At 37.5% G+C, this 22,495-nt stretch carries 22 protein-coding genes and 1 other annotated feature; of the genes, 3 read left to right on the top strand and 19 right to left on the bottom strand.

What is annotated here, in order from left to right; translation table 11 throughout:
• Positions 1-53 precede the first annotated feature (53 nt).
• A complete protein-coding gene (locus DW721_RS08305; RefSeq protein WP_055941092.1) occupies positions 54-554 on the top strand; it encodes a CarD family transcriptional regulator in 501 nt (166 codons plus the stop codon).
• 81 nt (positions 555-635) lie between these two features.
• Here DW721_RS08305 and DW721_RS08300 read toward each other — a convergent pair whose 3' ends face one another.
• The 3 genes from DW721_RS08300 to scfA form a co-directional block, all read right to left on the bottom strand.
• Positions 636-2,300, bottom strand: coding sequence for a 2-isopropylmalate synthase (locus tag DW721_RS08300; protein ID WP_022014699.1), 1,665 nt, complete (start codon positions 2,298-2,300; stop codon positions 636-638).
• Between the two features lie 176 nt (positions 2,301-2,476).
• Positions 2,477-2,767 (bottom strand) — a binding site (T-box leader).
• A 244-nt stretch (positions 2,768-3,011) separates the two neighbouring features.
• Positions 3,012-4,376 carry a thioether cross-link-forming SCIFF peptide maturase gene (gene scfB, locus DW721_RS08295; RefSeq protein WP_118745457.1) on the bottom strand — a complete coding sequence of 455 codons (1,365 nt, stop codon included), beginning with the start codon at positions 4,374-4,376 and terminating at the stop codon, positions 3,012-3,014.
• Between the two features lie 177 nt (positions 4,377-4,553).
• Positions 4,554-4,703 carry a six-cysteine ranthipeptide SCIFF gene (gene scfA, locus DW721_RS08290; protein ID WP_022014701.1) on the bottom strand — a complete coding sequence of 50 codons (150 nt, stop codon included), beginning with the start codon at positions 4,701-4,703 and terminating at the stop codon, positions 4,554-4,556.
• A gap of 336 nt (positions 4,704-5,039) precedes the next feature.
• Between scfA and DW721_RS08285 the strand changes: the two genes are divergently transcribed.
• A complete protein-coding gene (locus DW721_RS08285) occupies positions 5,040-5,264 on the top strand; it encodes an alpha/beta-type small acid-soluble spore protein (protein ID WP_022014702.1) in 225 nt (74 codons plus the stop codon).
• A gap of 194 nt (positions 5,265-5,458) precedes the next feature.
• Here DW721_RS08285 and DW721_RS08280 read toward each other — a convergent pair whose 3' ends face one another.
• The 16 genes from DW721_RS08280 to DW721_RS08205 form a co-directional block, all read right to left on the bottom strand.
• Positions 5,459-6,520, bottom strand: coding sequence for a histidinol-phosphate transaminase (locus tag DW721_RS08280; protein ID WP_182436271.1), 1,062 nt, complete (start codon positions 6,518-6,520; stop codon positions 5,459-5,461).
• Positions 6,521-6,741: 221 nt separating this feature from the next.
• Positions 6,742-7,095, bottom strand: a complete 354-nt coding sequence (spoVAE, locus tag DW721_RS08275; RefSeq protein ID WP_055941087.1) for a stage V sporulation protein AE — start codon at positions 7,093-7,095, stop codon at positions 6,742-6,744.
• A gap of 2 nt (positions 7,096-7,097) precedes the next feature.
• On the bottom strand, positions 7,098-8,147 hold the full coding sequence (gene spoVAD / locus DW721_RS08270) for a stage V sporulation protein AD (protein WP_118745455.1): 1,050 nt from the start codon (positions 8,145-8,147) through the stop codon (positions 7,098-7,100).
• Positions 8,148-8,495: 348 nt separating this feature from the next.
• Positions 8,496-9,401, bottom strand: coding sequence for an NAD(+) diphosphatase (gene nudC, locus DW721_RS08265; RefSeq protein WP_118745454.1), 906 nt, complete (start codon positions 9,399-9,401; stop codon positions 8,496-8,498).
• 271 nt (positions 9,402-9,672) lie between these two features.
• Positions 9,673-10,722, bottom strand: a complete 1,050-nt coding sequence (locus DW721_RS08260) for a S66 peptidase family protein (protein WP_118745453.1) — start codon at positions 10,720-10,722, stop codon at positions 9,673-9,675.
• Between the two features lie 26 nt (positions 10,723-10,748).
• Positions 10,749-11,393, bottom strand: coding sequence for a YkgJ family cysteine cluster protein (locus DW721_RS08255; protein WP_118745452.1), 645 nt, complete (start codon positions 11,391-11,393; stop codon positions 10,749-10,751).
• On the bottom strand, positions 11,393-12,226 hold the full coding sequence (locus DW721_RS08250) for a deoxyribonuclease IV (RefSeq protein WP_118745451.1): 834 nt from the start codon (positions 12,224-12,226) through the stop codon (positions 11,393-11,395). The genes DW721_RS08255 and DW721_RS08250 overlap by 1 nt, the downstream gene beginning before the upstream one ends.
• 98 nt (positions 12,227-12,324) lie before the next feature.
• Positions 12,325-12,870, bottom strand: a complete 546-nt coding sequence (locus tag DW721_RS08245; RefSeq protein ID WP_118745450.1) for a histidine phosphatase family protein — start codon at positions 12,868-12,870, stop codon at positions 12,325-12,327.
• Positions 12,871-12,937: 67 nt separating this feature from the next.
• The gene (locus tag DW721_RS08240; protein WP_022013407.1) at positions 12,938-13,690 is read right to left on the bottom strand and encodes a ParA family protein; all 753 of its coding nucleotides are present in this window, start codon (positions 13,688-13,690) and stop codon (positions 12,938-12,940) included.
• Between the two features lie 12 nt (positions 13,691-13,702).
• Complete coding sequence (locus DW721_RS08235; RefSeq protein ID WP_022013408.1) at positions 13,703-13,960, bottom strand: DUF6465 family protein; 258 nt, start codon at positions 13,958-13,960, stop codon at positions 13,703-13,705.
• 131 nt (positions 13,961-14,091) lie between these two features.
• Positions 14,092-15,252: an ATP-binding protein gene (locus DW721_RS08230; protein ID WP_118745449.1), complete on the bottom strand. Its 1,161-nt coding sequence runs from the start codon at positions 15,250-15,252 to the stop codon at positions 14,092-14,094.
• 98 nt (positions 15,253-15,350) lie between these two features.
• Positions 15,351-16,163 carry an MATE family efflux transporter gene (locus DW721_RS08225; protein ID WP_347560363.1) on the bottom strand — a complete coding sequence of 271 codons (813 nt, stop codon included), beginning with the start codon at positions 16,161-16,163 and terminating at the stop codon, positions 15,351-15,353.
• Positions 16,164-16,445: 282 nt separating this feature from the next.
• A complete protein-coding gene (locus DW721_RS08220; RefSeq protein ID WP_118499300.1) occupies positions 16,446-17,150 on the bottom strand; it encodes a YoaK family protein in 705 nt (234 codons plus the stop codon).
• 264 nt (positions 17,151-17,414) lie between these two features.
• Positions 17,415-17,885, bottom strand: a complete 471-nt coding sequence (gene tadA, locus DW721_RS08215) for a tRNA adenosine(34) deaminase TadA (protein WP_055941067.1) — start codon at positions 17,883-17,885, stop codon at positions 17,415-17,417.
• A 90-nt stretch (positions 17,886-17,975) separates the two neighbouring features.
• Positions 17,976-18,917 (bottom strand): DNA glycosylase, encoded by a 942-nt coding sequence (locus DW721_RS08210; RefSeq protein WP_118745448.1) that lies wholly within the window; start codon positions 18,915-18,917, stop codon positions 17,976-17,978.
• Entirely contained in the window at positions 18,901-20,736 is a 1,836-nt protein-coding gene (locus DW721_RS08205; RefSeq protein WP_118745447.1) for a methyl-accepting chemotaxis protein, read from the bottom strand. Before DW721_RS08205 ends, DW721_RS08210 begins: the two co-directional genes overlap by 17 nt.
• A gap of 383 nt (positions 20,737-21,119) precedes the next feature.
• On the opposite strand from DW721_RS08205, the gene DW721_RS08200 reads away from it, so the two are divergent.
• Positions 21,120-22,391: a DUF3880 domain-containing protein gene (locus tag DW721_RS08200; RefSeq protein WP_118745446.1), complete on the top strand. Its 1,272-nt coding sequence runs from the start codon at positions 21,120-21,122 to the stop codon at positions 22,389-22,391.
• Positions 22,392-22,495: the final 104 nt, after the last annotated feature.

Here is a 22,495-nt window from a genome sequence, read left to right as displayed (position 1 = left end):
ATCCGAACACACCCGCGGGTTTAACACTCACAGTACAGAAATAGAGGTAAATTATGTTTGAAACCGGAAATGTTGTTCTCCATCCTTCTGAGGGAGTATGTGAGATTGATGATGTTCGCAGCGAACGGTTTGACGGCTCTAAAAAGCGTACATATTATGTTATGCATCCACTGTATGCAAAGATTAAATCTACTCTTTTTGTCCCAGTTGACAGTGACAAGATAGTTCTTCAGAAAATGCCGACTAAGGATGAGATTATAGAGCTTATAAAATCAGTGTCAGTCGAAAGCATAGAATGGATAGACAACTCAACACTTAGGAAAGATGCTTTTATGCATATTATTTATAATGGCGACACTAAAGATATAGTCGCACTTATAGCAAAGCTTCATATGAGAAAGAAAGAGGTCGAGACCGCCGGAAAGAAATTTTCTGCTACCGATTCCAAAATCTTAAAAGAGGCTGAAAAAAGAGTATATCAGGAGTTTTCTTATGTACTTAATACAGACGAAAAAAATATTCCTGAATTTATTCTTAAATATCTTAATGTATAACTTTTAAAAAGAAAGCCCCTCACTTCTATTGCTCTACGCAATAGAAGTGGAGGCTTTCTTTGATAGCTTTAAAGCAAAATTCTACTGAAAGAATTTCTTGTTTACGGCATTTACAAGTGCATGAATTGATGCCTTGATTATGTCTTCATCTGTTCCAACACCCCATGTGAGATTGTCGTTCTCATCTGTTATTCCGACATAACACATTGCCTGTGCGTTTGAATTTCTTGAAAGTGAGTGCTCCTCATATTCAGCGAGATGGTAAACTATGTCATAATGTTTACGGATTGCTTTACTTACGGCATTTAAACGACCGTTTCCAAGTGCCTCGACAATCTGTTTCTGACCGTTTTCTTCTATCGTAACTTCTGCCTTGATTCCACCCTCAACCTGTGTAAAGTGACACTCCGGTATATCAAATTTCTTGTCGATATTTTTATAATTCTTGCGGAATATCTCGAGCATATCATCAGGACTAAGCTCTGCGTGTGCATGGTCTGACACACCCTTCATAAGATAGCCGACTTCCTCACGCATCTTATCAGGAATCATAAGTCCAAAGTTCTGCTTGAGAACATATGCAACTCCACCCTTTCCTGACTGGCTGTTTATACGGATAACATCTGAATCGTAAGTTCTTCCAACATCTTTAGGGTCGATTGGAAGATATGGAACTGTCCAATACTTCTCATTTCTCTCCTCACGGTATGACATTCCCTTTGAGATAGCATCCTGATGTGAACCTGAAAATGCAGTAAATACAAGTTCTCCTGCATATGGCTGGCGCATTGATACTTCCATCTGTGTAAGTCTCTCGTATGTATCTTTTATTTCCTGCATATTGCTGAAATCAAGTTTTGAATCAACACCATGTGAATGAAGGTTCATAGCCATTGTAACTATATCCATATTTCCTGTTCTCTCACCGTTTCCAAAAAGCGTACCCTCGATACGGTCTGCACCTGCAAGCACACCGAGTTCGGCAGTAGCAACACCTGTTCCACGGTCATTGTGAGGGTGAAGTGATAAAACAACATTTTCTCTGTATTTGAGGTTTTTGCTGACATACTCTGCCTGACTTGCAAATACATGAGGCATTGCATTTTCTACCGTAGTAGGTATATTTATTATCGCTTTTGCATCTGCCTTTGGCTGCCATACATCAAGAACGGCATTGCAAACCTCAACCGCATACTCAACTTCTGTTCCGTGGAAACTCTCAGGACTGTACTCAAAACGGATATTTCCTTTTACATCCTTTGCAAGTTCTTTGAGAAGTTTTGCACCAGCAACAGCTATCTGCTTTATCTGCTCTTTTGACTTTTTAAATACCTGCTCTCTCTGTGCGACAGATGTAGAATTATATACATGAACAATTGCATTTGGTGCTCCGTCAATAGCTTCAAATGTCTTTTTTATGATATGCTCTCTCGCCTGTGTAAGTACCTGAACAGTAACATCATCAGGGATGAGTTTTCTCTCGATAAGCGTTCTAAGGAATTTATACTCTGTCTCCGATGCTGCCGGAAATCCTACCTCAATCTCCTTAAATCCGATTTTTACAAGCATCTTAAAAAATTCGACTTTCTGCTCAAGGCTCATAGGCTCGATAAGTGCCTGATTTCCATCACGGAGATCGACGCTGCACCAGATAGGTGCCTCCTCGATTGAATCTTTCTTCACCCAGTCATAACAGTCAACAGGTGGCATAAAATAACTTTTCTGATACTTTTCAAAACCTTTCATTTTGTTTCCTCACTTTCTCTATTTGAAATCTTAATTGTTTTTTGTGTGCCGGATATATCATTTACAAATCTCCACCGTAGTTAAAAAGAGCAAAACCAGCGTTTTGCTTATGGTGTCACACTACTTTACGAACATTTTCCTATACAATAAAAAAACTCGCCTCTATATATCTTATACATAGAGACGAGGATATATCAAAAATTATCCACGCGGTACCACTCTTATTCATGAAAAATCATGCTCTCACCAGGTACATCAAAAATCAATACCCTGCCCTTATAACGGTGGGTTTCCGTCCTAATCTACTTTGACAAATACAAATATATGATAAATCATATATCAATCGTATCTATCGGTTCAACCGGATGCTCAAAGGTGAGTTCACTGTGTCACTTCTACTGCTTCGCATCAACCAGCAGCTTTCTGTATTCCGTTTGACAGTTACTATTCCCCATCACTGCATTTCAGCTAATACTATAACACAGTTTTTTTTTCTTGTAAAGCTAAAAATTTTATTTTGCACTTTCTAAGTAACAGTTCATCCCCCAAAAAGATAAGTCAATAATACATGAGCTTGCTCAATGTATTATTGACTTGTTTTTTGGGGCGGAATAGCCTTTCATTTATGAAATGAAGTAAACACAAGCTGCATAGCAGCGACTGACAGCTTGCTGGCAGGTTTACGAATGTAATAAATGAGGGGCTGAACTGTTACCTGTCTAACTGTTCACAAACCTTAGTAAGTATGGCACATTCGAGTCGCTTTCTCATTATCTTGCATGAAAGCTCATATGCCTTGTGAATATCGCCGTTATAAATATAATTGTTTGCATTACATCCGCCGCTGCAATAGAATTTTGCCCAGCAGTCACGGCACGATGGCTTTGAATATACATGACATCCTGCAAACTCTTTCTTAATATCAGTATTAAATGTACCCTCTTCAAGATTTCCCATCTTGTATTCTTCATGTCCAACGAACTGATGGCAAGGGTAAATATCTCCATCAGGTGTAATCGCAACATACTCATTTCCACTGCCGCATCCACGAAGTCTTTTTATTACACAAGGTCCCTGGTCAAGGTCTATCATAAAGTGGAAGAAATTAATAAATCCACCGTTTTTCTTTATATTTGCAATCTTATCAACAAGCTTGTCATATTCTTCATAAATCTTGTCAAGGTCTTTTTCGGTAATCGCATACTCAACACTCTCATCTTCCATAACAGGCTCAACCGAAACCTGGTCAAAACCCTGTTTATAAAGATGTATTACATCCTCTGAAAAATCGAGATTGTAGTTTGTATATGTTCCACGGACATAATATTCCTTATCACCACGCTTCTCTACAAGCTTTTTATAATTCTTTACAATACGGTCATAACAGCCTGTTCCGTCAACCTTTACTCTCATTCTGTCATTTACTTCTTTTCTTCCATCGATAGAAAGAACTACATTTGACATTTCTTTATTGATATAATCAATCTTTTCATCATCGAGAAGCATACCGTTTGTCGTAATCGTAAAACGGAATTTCTTGCCATATTCTTCCTCTTTGCTTCTTGCATACTCTACGATCTGCTTTACAACATCCCAGTTCATCAAAGGTTCTCCGCCAAAGAAATCAAGTTCAAGATTTTCTCTGCCGACTGACTTTTCAAGAAGAAAATCTATCGCCTGTTTTCCTACACTGAAAGGCATAAGTTTTCTTCCCGTTCCAAAATCACCTGTCGATGCAAAGCAGTATTTGCAGCGGAGATTACAGTCATGTGCTATATGCAGACACATTGCCTTGATAGGTGATTCAACTTTTGTCTCTGCAAAATCACCATAAACATCATCCGAAAAGAGAAGTTTTTCATTGTAAAGCTCTACTATCTCTTTGTAAGTTTCTTCTATATCTTCTGCCGAGTATCTGTCTGAAAGCTTTGCTTTCACATCTTTTGGACATTCCGCATCAAAAGGCGGCTCAACATAATCAAGCATATCATATGTTATGTCATCTATAACATGAACTCCGCCACTGTTTACATCTAATAAAATATTTACATCTTTTGCTTTAAACTTATGAATCATTATTTACTCCGTTTCTCAAAGTGAATGGCTGCTACGAAATCCCGTAACAGCCATCATTATCTTTTATCACTCTCTAAATATCCATCTTCCCGACTTTCAGTCAGGAAATATCCAAGTCAGATAAATCTTTTCTTAACTAAAAAATCAAGAAACTTTCCTCGCCTTAAGCTCGGTCAATTATCTGTTATCCTCATTTGCACATTTCTGATTTCCTACTGTGCATGAAGTCTTGCAAGCTGACTGACAAGATGCCTGACATTTACCACATCCGCCTTTTTTTGCTGTTGCACTTAAGTTTGCCTTATTGATTGTCTGAATATGTTTCATTATAATCGTTCCTCCATTTTCTTATTGTCACCGTTTCGTATGGGCGGCAACTTTTTATTTGCATTTAAAATCTGCAAAAAATAGTTAGATACTTATATATTAACACATTTTGAGAAAAAAACAACCTTTTGACCAAAATCTACCAACATATTTTTATTTTCTACGGACATACTACTATCAAGATAAGAAATAAATCTTATCTGACACCCGAAAGGTATCAATTTCTGTTTGTGAAATAGAGGATAGAAAATCAAATCTTTCGGACACTATGTACTCCCGCAATCTTCTGAACTGAGAATTTCGAGAGTACATCACCTAAAAAAGGAGGAAAAAGATATGGCAAACAGTAATCAGAGTTCAAGAATGGAAGTACCACAGGCAAAGGAAAGCATGGACAAATTCAAGATGGAAGTTGCAAGCGAACTTGGTGTTCCATTAAAAAATGGTTATAACGGTAACTTAACTTCTGCCCAGGCAGGTTCAGTAGGTGGTGAGATGGTTCGCCAGATGATCAAAAAGCAGGAGCAGGCAATGTCAGGAAACTCAACAGAGAACAACTAATGTAGTGTATCAATAATACAATACACTAATACCTGCCGGAGGCACTGTCATGTTTCATAAAAAACAAAAACCTGTGCCGGAATCACTAATATATTTTTTACTTCACCTTAATCAGATGTTTTAAGATATAATGAAGTAAAATATTAGTAAAATTCCACTTTAATAAGACTGGCTGTCACTTAGTAGGAATCCTCCTAGGTGACAGCCATGTTTTTGTTTATAATGTTTTCCATCTCTTTTAACAGAATTTCATTCTCATTATGTTTCTTTATTGCAACACGGCAGTACCCGTGCATGATACCGTCAAAATTATCACAGTTCCTTATAAGTATATGTCTTTCAAGAAGTTTTTTATACATAGGAATGTCTGACTTAAAAAAGATAAAGTTTGCAGATGGCTCGTAGACCTTAAGTCCGAGTTTTTTCATCTCCTCATACATATACTCTCTTTCCCTAAAAACATATTCTCTCGACTCCTCGACATACTCCTCATGATGAACAACCTCCTTACCCGCAAGCTGTGCCACCGCTGAGACATTCCATGAAGGGAGCTGTGCATTGACTGCGTGTATCAGATCAGCATCACTTGTCATCGCATATCCTATCCTTATACCTGGAAATGCAAATAATTTTGTGAGTGCATTAAGTATGACAACATATGGATTGTACGGTATAAGACCTTTTCTGGTATGCTTTTGACAGTCTTTTACAAAATCCATAAAACACTCATCTATCACTACATATATCTGGTTCATTCTGCAATATGTAATAATATCAAGCATCAGGTCAGGATCTATTAGCTTTCCTGTAGGATTGTTTGGATTACACAAAAATACCATATCAATGTCCGGAGTCAGATATGACATTATATCCTCCGCTACTATAAAATCCCTCTCAGGTGCAAGATGATAATATACCATCTGTGTATCTTCTGCCCTGAGTGCCCTTATATATTCCGAAAAGCTTGGCACAACAACAAGTGCTTTTTGGGGTCTTATCGCTCTTACAAGTCCATAAATAAGCTCAGAAGCACCATTTCCACATATAATCTGATGTTCACTTATGTTTTCTTTAAGTGAAATGGATTTTCTGAGTTCATAGCAGGTTTCTTCCGGATATACCTCACATATATCTCCAAGATTTTCTTTTAATTTTTCTTTTACATCTTCCGGCATCCCTAATGGATTAGTATTTACGGAGAAATCATAATTTATCGCTTCATCGTAAATATTTCCGCCGTGTCCTTTTGAATACATTTTAGTCCTCATTTCTGAGCAATCTGCTGCTCCATAAAAGCTATTTGTTTTTACTCATAAACAAATAGCCAGCCTTTATTATTTTAAGTATATTATACTATTTTTTAACCCTAAAATCCATAAAACTCACAATAATTTTCTAAATATTATAGAAATTATTGTGAGTTTTTTTCTAAAAGCTGTCCTGTTCTCTTATTTCTTTTTATTTAAAACAATTCATATCACTTCATTTTCGGCTTAAATATAAGTGATGCGGCATATCCAAATATAAGTGCCGCTGATACCCCGACGGAACATGCGGTAAAACCGCCTTTAAACAGCCCGATAAAGCCCTCTTTGTCTATTGCTTCTTTCATGCCTTTCCAAAGTGTATTGCCAAATCCAAGAAGCGGTACTGTTGCTCCTGCCCCCGCCCATTTTGAAAAAGGCTCATAAATGCCGACTGCCCCAAGTACGGCTCCCAGACATACAAGTATTACCATTATCCTGCCCGGCAGAAGTTTTGTATTGTCCATAAGAATCTGAACTGCCACACAGATAAGTCCGCCAACAACAAATGCAAGTATATAGTTCATTTTTATACCTCCGTTTCACCGCATTCAAGCACTACTGCATGGGCTATTCCCGGCACACTATCACCCTCATTAAAACTTACCGGTGACAACAATGCACCTGTCGGTACAAACAAAACCCTGTGCCATTTTCCACTTTCAAGCATTTTCAAAATATAACCTGCAAGCATCGTCGCACTGCATCCGCAGCCGCTTCCTCCCGCCTGAATATTCTGCTCTCTTGAATATATCTCTATTCCACAGTCCATATATCTGTCTGCTATATCATACCCCTTACTCCTCATTATATCTAAGAGAATATCCTTGCCGACAAGTCCGAGATCACCGGTTATTATTTTGTCATACCATTCCGGTTTTCTTCCGTTATCAATAAGGTTGCGGATAATGACATTTCCCGCCGCCGGTGCCATGCACGCTCCCATGTTCATACTGTCCTTGACACCGAGGTCTACTATCTTTCCAGTAGTGATGCCTGTTATATGAACTTTATTTTTGTCGGACATATTGACCTTTTCAGCCATTTTCTTTGAAGCAATAACTACCGCACCGCTTCCCGTCACCGTCCATGTCGCCGCCCTCTTTCTCTGGTTTCCATATCCGAGTGGAAATCTGAACTGCTTTTCCGCACTTGCAAAATGACTTGATGTTATTGCAAGTATGTTGTCTGCAAATCCGCCGTCAACAAGCATTGAAGCGATGGAAATCGACTCGCCCATTGTAGAACACGCACCGTACACACCAAACATTGGTATCTCCAGTTTTATAAGTCCAAATGACGAAGCCATAAGCTGACCGAGAAGATCTCCGGCTACAATATATCTTATATCCTTATTTTCCATACCTGCCTTTGACAATGCCTTGTTTGCAGCCATCTCCTGAATTTTTCCCTCAGCTTCTTCCCAGCTCTCACATCCTGCTTTGTCATCACCCAATATCTCATCAAAAAATTTCGCATAAGGTCCTTCCCCTTCTTTCTGACCTACTATCGCTGCCGATGAGACAATATATGGCGGATTTTCAAACCTTACGCTCTGTTTTCCAATCTGTTTTTCCAAAATGGCACCTCCATATTTTAAAACAAATCAAATTCCCCACAGGCGTGTTCCGGTAGACATTTTTATTTGTTCCAACCGAACTTTGCCTTTGCGAGAATAACTATTTGCGAAACTTTCATAATTATTATGAATTATTCGTTGTGCTGTTTTTATTCATCTTAAAAATATGATGTACCATTTTTATATTTTATATTCGTTTTTGTATGCTTTTATTTATAAAAAATATTCTCAGATTGTTTTTTATATTAATCTTCATTTTTTAATTTTTATTGCAAAGTCTAAAATGCTTACTTTAAAACTTGCCGCAAATACAAATATTGTTAATACAATTTTTTACTCTGCATATTGTCAAAAAATTAGCGGAGTTGCACTCCTCATAAATTCCTCGTACTTTACTTTATTTTCAAATACGCCCATCATCTCTCTTGTAAGGCTTATGCCGTCATTATGTGCAGGCATTTCTTCCCTTGCAAACCACTGTGCTTTTGAGAGTTCTTCCGTATCCATTGTGATGCTTTCGTCTCCATCAAGTTCCGCAAAATATCCCATCAGCACATTACTGTCATATCCCCACGGCTGACTCTTATAATAACGCAGATTTTTCACTTTAAGACCTACTTCCTCCATCACTTCTCTTTCAACTGTCTCCTCCACAGTTTCTCCTATCTCCACAAATCCGGCAATAAGTGCATATTTTTTATAATCTCTTGTTGCCGCATACTTTGTAAGAAGTATCTTGTTGCCATGCGTCAGAGCCACGATAACTGCCGGAGCAATTTTGGGAAATATCATATTTCCGCACTTCGGACAGCGAACCATTCTTTCTTTTATGTCGTGAAGTGTTTTTGCTCCACAGCGCCCGCAATATCTGTTGTCCCTGTACCAGACATTAAGATGCCATGCAGTCATTACCGCAAAACATAACTCTTTTGATGTAAGCTGTCTTAAATTTTGTATATTTTCAAACTTAAATCCCTCAAGATGTTTTTCATATCTTCTTATATAATGTTCAACCTCTCCCTCTCTTTCAGCATATTCCCAGCCTTTAAAAAGAAAATATCTCGTATCATCAACAGAAAATACATACTGATAATCCCCCTCAATATCACTACATCCAGGCATATGCAAAGTGTCATCCTCATCCCTTTTTACAAGAAAATTCTTTCCATCAAACACTATTGCCTTATCGTTTGCATCCGGTTTCAGATTTTTAAACTCGTTGTGAAATATGTGTGGCTTTATATCCTGTATCATTTGTTTCATTCCTTTCAAAGCATAATTTTAATAGGCGTTTGCGAAACTATCATAATCTGCGGTTAAATTGTGCAGATATAACAAAATAGTGTTAGTCGGCATTTTTGTCGTCGTCAGCACTTAATCAGCGTTTTTTGCTGATTTATGTACTGCTACGAACGACAACATAGCGAAAGCGTGCCGACGATATTATTTGTTATATCTGTGTAATTAACACAACATATAATTAGTTTCGCAATTAACTACATAATTTTAAGTCTAACAGGTGTTTTTACACTTCAAGCTCTTTGTAATGTATCTTTATGCTGTTTTTTTCTACAACTATCTCTGCTTTTGCTCCCGAAACGATCGGCATCATCGGTGCTGTATGTCCTATGTCGAGATCCATTATTATCGGTACATTGTATTTTTCAAGAAGTGGATATACCGCATTGTATCTGTCCACACCCAATATCTCCTCATCAAGACACAGCGGTCTTCCTATAAGAAAACCTTTGACATATTTAAACCAGCCTGCATGGTCAAGCTGCCATATTGCCCGTCTTATTGCCATCGGATTTAAGTCGCATGACTCCATAAACCATATGCTACCATCCTCTTTATACTTTTCGTTAAAATCCGATACCTTATCAAACTTTGTACCTGCAAGGTTTGACAGACAGTCAAGACAGCCACCGATAAGTCTGCCTGAAATTTCTGTTTTTGCATCATCTTTACCGGCACCAAACTTTTTAATCTCAGTTTTTTTTGTTACATTGTATGGCACAAGTGGATTTTCTTCATTTTTTAACGACTCTTTCTCCCACTTATCGTAACCATGTGCCATATTTGACTTTCCGGTAAGCAGTTCAAAAGTATCTTTAAGCGACGGATGCCACGGCTCCATTCCATATGCAGGTGCACATGGCGAATAGATAGCTGTTATATCGCATATAGTCGGCAATAGAAATGTAAGATTAGTGTTGTCCGAATAACCTAAGAACCACACAGGTTTTGATTTTTTTATCTTATCAAAATCCACATCATCCAATATCTCACACATAAGTTCCCCTCCGCCGCATGAAAAAAGAGCAGAAATCTCCTCATTGTACTCTCCGCACAAAAAAGAATTTATCTCCTTTGCACACTTTAAAGGTGTATTGCTTATACCAATACCATCCCCGGCATAACAATTCTGCCCCAACTTTGTTTTATAACCCATTTTTTCAAATGTCTTAAGTGCATTATTAAAAGCCGTTTTGTATGGCTCAATATTGCATCCAAACGAAGGAGCGGCAAAACCAATCGTACCGCCCAATTTTAAACTCTCAGGTATCTTCATTCTCTATCCCCCTGTTAAAAAATCTGCTACATCCTCTGCATACGATTTTCAAATTGTGTGTAAAAATCTTCATTATTATATGGTTCTTCAAAAAATATCTTCAATATATAAAGATTGATTTTTTTCGCCATCTCCTCATTATTCTGTTCTTCAAGAAAGGCTTTCATATTCTTAAGGAAATAATGCCATGTATTTATATAACTTTCATACTGGCTGAGATTGGGTATTGAGAGCCACTTTTTTATCTTTACTTTTGTCCTATTTTGCTTTGCACATTCGTTTACCTGCAAAAAATAGCTAAAACTTTCATCCTCATAAATCCTGCCAAGCGGAAAAAGCCTGCATATCCCCGGTCTGAATGAATGTATGCTGCATCTGCCATTCTCATCAAGGAAAAGGCAGCCTTCATCGGCTGCTTTTAAGTTAAGATGTGGTAATACAATCATGTCGGCGACTGACAGACTAAGTTTATCTTTGATAAGTTCACTAAATGTCGTTTCTAAATTTGTGGTAAGGCTGTATATGTCATAGGGATCAAGTATTATCGACTCACCCATACCGTGACAGCATTTGCTGCATCCTGCACAATCTCCGCATCCAAGTTTTGCAAGGTCATTTGATGTATATTTTTTTCCGTCAGAAATTTGAGCCATGTCTACATTTCTTTCCATCACTCACCCATCCATTCCTTAAACATTGCTATCTCTGCCGCATAACCCTCATCGTCATTTGGTGTCTCAAGTATAAACGGCTTGCCCTTTAATACAGGGTGAAGTGCTACACGCTTCATGGCTTCTGCCCCTATATTTCCCTGCCCTATCTTCTGATGTCTGTCTTTGTGTGAACCGCAGACATTCATACTGTCATTGAAATGAACCGCCTTTAATCTATCAAGACCTATGACTTTGTCAAACTCCTCTAATACTCCGTCAAGGTTATCTGCTATGTCGTAGCCTGCATCCCATACATGGCAGGTATCAAAGCATACACCGAGTTTATCATCAAGTTCCACTTTGTCTATTATCGTTCTTATTTCCTCAAAATTTCTTCCTATCTCACTTCCTTTGCCCGCCATTGTCTCAAGAAGTATCGTTGTTGACTGCTCAGGTGTAATTATCTCATTTAATGTCTGTGCGATATATTCTATTCCCGTCTCCACGCCCTGTCCCGTATGTGAACCCGGATGAAAATTATAATAATTGCCCGGAATATATTCCATCCGCTTCATGTCATCCGCTATCATTTCTTTTGAGAATTTTCGTATATCCTCTTTTGCCGAGCAGAGATTCATCGTATATGGAGCATGTGCAACTATCTTTCCAAATTCATGCTCTTTTGCAAAGGCAAGAAATTTTTCAATATCTTTTTCGTCTATTGCTTTTGCTTTTCCGCCACGGGGATTTCTCGTGAAAAATGCAAAAGTGTTGCCACCAAGTTTCACGGCTGCCCTGCCCATTGCTGCAAAGCCTTTTGATGCTGATAAATGATTTCCTATATAATACATGGATTTCCTCCTTGTGAGTATTATGTGCTCTCAGTATCTTCTCAAAACGAAGAATTCCGAGCATACATTATTCTTATCTGATATTTTAAAACTTATTATCAATCCTTAAATTCATAACAAAGCAATTCACAGTTCTTTATCCCATACGATGCAAACTCCTCATTTGTCATATCGTAAAAATAAGAATTTACAATTCTTGCTATGCCGTTGTGAGCTACGATAAGATAAGTCTTATCCTTGTCCTTTTTCATCTCATCCAATATATTATAAACTCTTGCCGCAACTTTTAACATGGACTCTCCACCGTCAAAGTTGTCAACGAAATGATTTTTCGCTGTCGTAAATTCTTCGCTGCGTCTGCCGCCGCCCTCATATTTCCCAAAATTCTGCTCAATGACACGCATATCCGTGTGCATAGGAATTCCTGTTATCCCAGAGATATGTTCGGCTGTATTTTTTGCCCTTACGAGCGGTGATGCCACTATCTCATCTATTTTTATGTCCTTATCTGCTTTTATATGCTCACCAAGTTCTTTTGCCTGCTCGTGCCCAAGCTCAGTAAGCTCAATATCCGTTGCTCCACAGACTTTGCCCTCAACATTCCATATTGTCTGTCCGTGTCTTGTAAAATATAATTTTGACATAATTTTACACTATCTCCATTCTTGCGTTGTCTTTTGCACAAATCTTGCGTCTGAAAATTGAAAATTTTCAGACTATCTCCTTAACCAATTCATTATAATCCTGCATGGTCGTGCAGTTTGGAGCGTAATCTATAAGAAGCTTGTTTGCTGTCTGTGCTTCTTTTGTTTTCACGCACTCTCTTATCTTTGTCTCAAATAGTTTTGTCCCCATGCTCTCTGCCGTTTTCTTAAGCTCCTCAAGCATATTTTTCTCAAGATTTGAGCGTCCTGAATATTTTACAAGCAAAAGCCCCTCTATCTTTAATGACGGATTTTGTCTTTTCTGTACGGCTTTTATCGTACTGTAAAGCTGGTTTATTCCCTGTAATGAATATGCATCCGCCGTAATCGGAATGATAACTCTGTCTGCCGCTATAAGACTGTTGTATAATACAACGCCGAGAGCCGGAGCCGTATCAATTATGATATAATCATAGCTTTCAACTTCCTCGATAGCATCTTTTAATCTGTAAAGTCCTTCAACATCACCGTCAAGCAGTTTCTCCGCTTTTATGAGCAATGGGTCCGATGCCACTATATCTCCGTTGTCAAGATGCTGTACTGCCTCCTCTAAAGGTATGCGGTCTGAATCGACCATTACATCATAAAGTGTTGCCTGGTCTTTTATCTTTGCCTGATATGTAGCACTGCTGTTGCCCTGCGGGTCAGCATCTATAAGAAGTGTCTTATATTTCTTTCCGAGTATTCCTGCGATCGTAGTCGCTGTTGTTGTCTTTCCTATTCCACCTTTTTGATTTGCCACAACAAATGTGATTGCCATTTTAATCCCCCCTTAAAATTCAATCTGTCCCTGAACTTTATTGTTTATAACATAATATACTGCATTTTCTTCAGGTTTGATATACACATTTACTTCTGTTATATCATCATCTGTTATCCCGTGGTTCTCTATTGCATCACGCCTTATAAGGCTGAGCAGGTTGTCTACTGAGCGTTCACGCTCATTATACTGTACTGTTATGTGCTTCTTTGCCGTTGCAAATCCACCTAATTTTTCTTCTGCACGCATGGCACTGATTTTTCTAGCCATTTTCTTCCCCTCCTTATTTAATCACCTTTTGTTACAGTTTAGCATAATAGTGATATGTATTTCAACCTTGCCCGCCGTAAGATACCTCACAATTTTTCCTATAAAACGCTATTCCACAATCTCCCTGACAACTACTGTTTATCATAACTCTCCAAAAAGCTGTGTTTTACACCGTCCTTTTTGTAAGCAACTATTGTTTTCAGATTTACATTCTCGACACTTTTAAAAATGTTGCTCTCAATAAACGGATTTGTCTTTTTTAATTCTGCTATGAGATTTTTTATCTCCATTCTCTTTGAAACCGTGCTGCCATCTGTCCTACAGGTAGTACAAGTATCCGTAAATCTGCACGCACACTGTATAAAATGAAGATTATTGTAGTCTCTCCAATGCTTTATATCATCCTCCCTTATAAGATACATCGGTCTTATAAGTTCCATGCCCTCAAAGTTCTGGCTGTGAAGTTTCGGCATCATTGTCTGTACCTGACCGCCGTATAACATTCCCATAAGGATTGTTTCAATAACATCATCATAGTGATGACCGAGTGCTATCTTATTGCAGCCGAGTTCTTTTGCCTTATTGTAAAGATAACCTCTCCTCATTCTTGCACAGAGATAGCATGGAGATTTTTCAACTTCATACACCGCATCAAATATTGTTGACTCAAATACAGTTATCGGAATATCCATAAGTTTTGCATTGTTTTCTATTACTTTTCTGTTTGCCTCACTGTAACCCGGATCCATTACAAGAAATACAAGTTCAAACTCAAATTTATTATGCCTTTTGAGTTCCTGAAAAAGTTTTGCCATAAGCATTGAATCTTTTCCACCTGATATGCAGACCGCTATCTTATCATGCTCTTTTACAAGTTCATAAGTATTTATTGCTTTTGCAAATTTTGAAAAAAGCTGCTTATGAAATTTCTTTCGTATGCTTTTTTCTATATCATCTTTCCTGCTGCCATCCTCCTCTTTTTCTTCTTCAAGCCTGATATTTTCAAGTATCCATCCTGTATATCCGCCCTCAAGACTGTAGGCTTCAATATTTTTCTGTTCTCTGAGTTTCCCCGCACATTCGGCACTAAACACTCCTCTTGTGCAATATATAACAACTTTTTTTCCTTCTGATACATCATCTATCTTTTCGTCTATTTTTTCCTCCGGTATATGAATCGCTCCCGGTATCATTCCATATCCGATTGATGAATCGTCACGCATATCGACAAGCACATATGACTCTTTGTCCCATGTTTTTAATTCATTGTATTTTACATTTATATCATCCATCGTTTTTAATTCCTCATTTCTAACATATGATTTTTTAATGTTATATTAACAATAATTACATATTGCCGCTTTTATTTCAACATTTTTATTCATTCACCCTATATTCCTCTCTCGAAAATTCTATTCTTATCATAACAATAGCTACGACTGCTGCAAGTCCGTCCGCTATCGGTCCTGCATACATTATTCCGTCTATTCCCATGATAAGCGGCAGCACAATAACTAATGGAAGTAAAAAGATTATCTGTCTTGTAAGAGATAAAAACATACCGCCCTTTGGTTTTCCGATTGCCGTAAGGAATGTTGATGTTATCGGCTGCAAGCAGTTTACGCAGGTGCAGTCCAAAAACAAATATAGCATCCAGCACCGTGTTTATTACCGCACCTATAAGATTACATATCATTGCCATATTAGGATTTCCATCGGCTCTTATGAGATGACCGCCGCCAGCCGTAAGAATGACAAGCGGAAATCCTATCGCTGTTATCCTTGTATATGTCATTGCATAAGGAAGTACATTATCTGATGAACCAAAAAATAACAGCATTGGTTTTAAAAACATCTCGCTCACTATACATAAAACAAGTCCGCATAAAAATAACATTGCCGCAGCATTTCCGATATAGTAAGCCGCCGTTTTTTTGTCTCCAGCTCCCATTGAAAGATTGAATGCTGACGCACCGCCTATTCCAAACAACAATGCTATGGCGATACAGGTTATCGACAACGGAAATGAAATGCTGGTTGCTGCATTGCCAAGTGAACCTACAGCCTGTCCGATAAAAAACTGGTCTACAATATTATACAGTGCCGTCACCAGCATGGCAATTATGCTCGGTACTGAAAATTTTACCAGCAGTTTGTTTATCGGAAGCATCTCCAACGGATTTTCTTTTTTTATCTCACTCATTTTATCCCTCATTTCTCTCTTTATGTTTATTTTTTTTATCAAGTGCACAAAGGCACCAATTTTGTATTTTTTGCTAGTCAAGCGGATATTTGCAATTTACTCTGCTACTTGCTTATAAAATTATTAACAGCTTTTACAAACATATCAGAAATGACATACCTTATATCAACGGAAAAATATGCGTAAATCCTTAAATTTAACTCGGATTTACGCATATCGCTACTCAGTTATTTTACTTTTATCTATCAAATTTCCCCAGTATGCATAGACACCAGTTATTTTTCAAGCTGTCCTCTTTACTCCAAATATCATTCCAAATATTCCTGATAATGCTCCTTGCTCGACAGCTACCATAACAAACGCTATCGCAACTGCCACAAGTCCAAACCATGAAGACTTTATCCCGAATACCTGATTTACAAAAAACTCACAGGCAACTCCAAAATGGTATGTTATAAGTACGCTTCCGTAAAATTTGGCTTTATGACTAAATTTTTTGTCATGGCTGCAAATATATTCAACTCCTGCCATAGTAAACTGCTTGAGGTTGTTTGTTGAAAATATCGTCGAACAGTTATATCCGTAAACTCCCGAAAATGAAGTCCACTGGACTGCCGCCGCAAAAAATATCGGATACAGTGATACAATTATGTCCATATCTTTAGGAAAAAATCCAAGCATTATAAATGCAAGTGCATCGACTACGACAGCAAGGTAGTGAACGTTTATCTTTGTAATCTTTTGCCATATAACAACAAGTGTCACACCTGCCATATATAGAAACACACCGCCAAGCCTTATAAAGAGGTCTAAAAAATCTGTCCCTACTATACTCATAGCTACATGGATAAGATTTGATGTCTGTGCGTTGCCAAATACATCTGCCCTGTTTAAAAGTGCATATGCTCCGATATAACCTCCTATAAAAGCCATTGTACAATGTAATTTTTTACGAAAATCGTCTGATACTTCACTCTCACTGTTCATCTCTCTGCCTCGATTCTATACTCCTGATGCCTGGTTAAAGCGTTCATTTGTGCAGGCACAATCACATTTTGGACTTTTAACACTTACATCATATATTGATTTTTTGTTTAATTTGAACAAAAAATATATTAAAATTAAGTATTTATTTGCTTTCACTTCATAAAATTAAGCGAATATATTATAGCAGAGCATTTTTTTAATGTCAAACCAATGCACACACTTTGAAATTTTCCCGTAACAGTTCAGCCCCTCATTCAAAAACTTTCATCTGTTTTTCTTTTTTCTCTCACGCAGTTCCTTAAAAAAATTTTTCATCATAATCTGGCACTCCTCCTGTAAAACACCATCAACAGAGTCTACCTGATGATTAAATTCTTTTATCTGAAACATATTTAAGATACTGCCTGCACATCCTGCTTTTGGATTCATGGCTCCTATCACTACTTTTGGAATCCTCGCCTGCACGATAGCTCCTGCACACATTGGACACGGCTCTAATGTCACATACATCGTGCACTCCTCAAGCCTCCAGTCTCCCAAAGCCTTACTTGCTTTTTTGATTGCGGAAATCTCCGCATGACCCAGAGTGCTGTGAAGCTTATTTCGTTTATTATAACCTCTGGCAATTATCTTATCATCATGTACGATAACGCAGCCAATCGGAACTTCATCTATCAACGCAGCTTTTTTTGCCTGCTTCAGAGCCTCTTTCATATATTTTTCATCATTACTCACTTTTCTTTATTCCCTATCCTGCCTATTATTCTATAACGGTTTTATCAAAAATAACTATTACTTCTTTTTTACTAAACTTGATTTAACAGCCTATTTCCTGTCTCTCTTGTAGAAAAACGCATATTGCTGGTAAACTCCTGCATATCTGTCACTCATCCACGCAGGCTTCACTCCGTCGTACTCCTCGTCTATTATCTTTTTCATCCACACATCTATAGGACACGCATCAAGGTGATGAAGTCCGAAAAGACTTATGCAGTTTGCAACTTTCTTTCCTATTCCTTTATGTTCCATAAGCATTTTCATACTATGCTCATAATCACACTTTCGCAATCGTTCAAAAAAGTCCGTATTTTCATGCTCATACTGACACATACGCCATATATATTCATCACGATAGCCAAGACCAAGCTCACTAAGACTCTCCCTGCCACCGTTTTTCTCAATGTCAGCAAGATGCGGAAATCCGTATATCACATTTTCATTCTGCTTTATATCATTTGTCGTTTTATCGGCACATAATTCTTTTTTACTTTGTCCTGCCTCTTCCTTGATATTTTTACTCACATTATTTTTAATACTTTTATCTGCATTTTCCCTCATCGACTGACACTCTGTTTCTTTGCACACTACTGCCTTGTATCTGTCGCAGACTGCTTCTATGCCCTTTTTGATGCGTGGGATATTATTATTTTGTGAAATTATGTAAGAAATTATCATCTCCCACAATTCCTGATTTAATATCCTGATACCACTTCCATAAGCCGCCGCTTCTTTTAAAAATGTATCATTGTCGTCTATGGCATCGATTATCCTGCCATAGTCAACTTTCATATCAAAATAATGTTCCCATATTTTTTTATATTCTTCCCCGGTGCATGAAAATTCAAATTTCTCCCCGGATTGTGCCACCGTCACCTGATGGTCATAGGCAGGGATAAGATATTTTCCCTCATCGAGTTTTCTCCATCTGAAACACTGTCCTGAGTCTGCTATCTGCTCCAGATTAAAATTTTTAATATTTATTATCATAAGAATCTTCCAGCCTTATATCTGTATTGTAGTCATTCTTTATATTTTTAATAGCCGCATCCGGCATAACAGAATTTATCATAGAACTACTGCTTCTGTATCCATATGCATTATTTCCCATTGAGAAATCCGAACCGCCGTTTCCATCTTTTAACTTGAACCTTGAAAGTGCAATTTCAAGTCCTCTTGCCTGACCCGACAATTCTTCACTTGCAGATGCACATTCCTCACTTGTAGCTGAATTTGTCTGTACCACCTGGGATACCTGTGTAAGTGCATCGTCTATCTGTGATGTAGCTGATGCCTGTTCATTTGATGCATCTGAAATATTAGCACTAAGTCCGTTTATCTTGTCTATCATTTCTGATATGACACCAAGTGCTTTTGCCGTATCCTCAACAAGTCCTGAACCATGTTTTACTTTTGCTATTGAATCCTCTATCATTTCTGCCGTCTGTTTAGATGCTGCGGCGGAACGACCTGCAAGATTTCTAACCTCCTCCGCCACTACTGCAAAACCTTTTCCCTGTTCACCTGCTCGTGCAGCTTCAACAGTCGCATTTAAGGCAAGAATATTTGTGTTAAATGCAATATCATCTATTACTTTGATAATCTTCTGTATGTTTTCTGATGATTCATTTATCTCGTTCATAGCCTGAATCATCTCACGCATACATCTGTTACTCTCATCCGCATCACTCTTGGCATGGACGACAATATCATTTACTTCTGCCGCTTTCTGTGCATTGTCCTTTGTCTTATTTGCAATATCTGTTATAGAGGCAGAAATTTCCTGTATGGCACTTGCCTGTTCTGATGAGCCTTGTGCAAGCGTCTGACTCGCCGCAGCTATCTGTTCTGAACCTGTCGTTATCTGATTTGCCGCATTTCTTATCTTTGAAAATGCCATATTGTTGTCGGCAATAAGTTTTACTATCGCATTTCCGACTATATCATTTTCTGATTTTGGCTGATATGATACCGTCATATCTCCATCTGATATAAGTTTTAAAGTATCAGCCTGATTTTTCAGATTATCAACCATAGCCTGAAATCCGTCAACAAGGGCTCCAACTTCATTATCAATCTTAGAAGGTGTTATATCAACATCTACTTCACCTGCCGATACTTTCTTTGCAACACCGGCAAGTTCAACAAGCGGATTGCGTATTGTAGTCATTATAAACCAAAATGCAACAAACGCATTAGCAAGTGCAATAATCATTATAAATGCAACAAAATAATCACCTTTTTTATTCTGTGCTATGACATAATCCTGCTTTTTCTGTGCATATTTATCTATTTCATTTATAAGCTTTTTAATATTTTCCTCCGCCTTATCTGCACTCTTGACTCCATTGTCTTTCAAGTAATTCCTTGCATCCTGTATTTTTCCGGCATCAAAATATTCAAGACACTTATCTACATCTGAAAAATAATCATCTATATTAGTTTTTACTTTTTCATACAAAGTCTTTGTAGCAGAATCCTGAAGGTCGCCCTTTACCTCATCCATATAGTCATTTACGGTATTTTTGGCTTCACTGATATTACTTTTTGATGCTTCTATATTTTCATTATCACCAACATACATATACATTACATTTCTAAGCTGGACTTTGACTTTCTGAAACTGTGCAAATCCAATTGCCGCTTCACCCTGTGTCTTTCCATAATTCTCATAGAGTTCTGTCTCCGTCTCAACTGAATTGTTTCTCATAAGATAGCCACACGCTCCGACAATAAACATACTTAACATCATAAGTCCAAGTGTCATGATAAGCTGTGCTCCAACCGTCATCTTGCTCTTTTTCTTCATAATTTAGTATTCCTCCAATTCTTTTGTTACCGTTCATATAACAGGTGACTGCAACATCATATTCCCCTTGCAATACACTAATAAACTAACAATAGTCAATAAAACTCCATTGTGCATCAAAAACATACACATAAGTATGATAACACAAAACAAATCAGCCGTACATTTTTTCTTCTGATATATAGCATTTAATTTCACCTTTTGCTACTATATATTAAATGTGTGTGAAACTATCATTATATGATGCAAGGAACAAAAGCATATAGCAATGAAGCAATCCGTGACATTAGTTAGGGCAAAATACCTTTTGACCCAAACATCATATTATTGAATCAGACAACATAAAAATAGTTTCATACAAATAAACTTTTAAGAGGAAAACCATGAAAATACTTATATACCGCTGGAACTCATACAATCAGAATGATATTGAAAGTGCATTTAAAGATGCCGGCTGCGTTTGTGATATTTTTAATGAAAAAATCTCAAACTATGAAAACGACCCGTCATTCTGTGAAAAACTTTATACCATACTTAAAAATGGAAAATATGATTTCTGCTTTTCCATTAATTTTTTCCCGCTTATATCAGGAGCATGTCATGATACTGACACCCTCTATGTAAGCTGGAACTGTGATGCACCTTTACTTGCAATGTATCACCGAAATGTATTTTTTGATACAAATATCATTTTTGAATTTGACTATAACAATTTAATTGAATTTAAAAATATGGGTGTTACAAATATATATTATCTTCCACTTGCGGCAAATGTAAAGAGATATGACCAACTACTGACTAAAAATAATCCATTTACCGAACCACCATTACCAAAATCCACTGATACTCTACATGAATATACAGAGACTGACTCTGCCGCTTACCCTGTGCAGAATTTTTCTAAACCGGCACAACCTTTAACTGGATATGACATATCTTTTGTAGGAAGTCTGTATGAAAAAAATTCGTATGATAAAATTCAGTCAGACCTCCCCGATTATCTTACGGGCTATCTTGACGGAGCTATTTTTGCACAGACTCAGGTTTCAGGTGGAAATATCTTAGAAAATCTCCTGACACCTGAAATTTGTTCCATGATAGAAGAAATCACAGATTACAAAAAAAGTGATGACTCATTCGTGACAACAAAAAAACTGTTTTCAACAACGGTTCTTGGCTTTAAGGCGGCATCTGTCACCAGAACAAACAACCTTAACAAACTTTCCAAAAATTTTATACATAAAGTGCACCTTTTCACCGACAGCGACACTTCCACACTCCCGCTTATAACCGCACATCCGAGAGTAGATTACCTGACTGAAATGCCATTTATATTTAACAAAAGCAAAATAAATATAAATATGACAATCCCTAATATCTCATCAGGACTGTCATTGCGTGTATGGGATATAATCGGCTGTCACGGACTTTTAATGACCGACTTCAGACCCGAACTTTTAAATTTCTTCAAACCGGACGAAGATATAGTGATATATGAGGACAGCAACGAGCTTATCGACAAAACTTCGTTTTACCTGAAACACGATGAATTGAGAAACAAAGTCACTGACAATGCATATAAAAAAGTATCTGTCCTGCACACGACCGAAATCAGGATAAGCGAAATCATAAAAACAGTTAAACACACACGGTAAAATCTCATTCTCGTAAATGAAAACTTGTATATCTTTACAAAATGGGCTATCATATCTCTAACAGTTATTTTTTATAGAATATACTGGAATAAAGTGCAAAAAAA

Source organism: Clostridium sp. AM27-31LB (genome assembly GCF_003480745.1).
GTDB classification, from domain to species: Bacteria; Bacillota; Clostridia; order Lachnospirales; family Lachnospiraceae; genus Butyribacter; species Butyribacter intestini.
The sequence above is the reverse complement of the archived record's forward strand: the minus strand, read 5'-3'. Positions and strand labels throughout refer to the sequence as shown.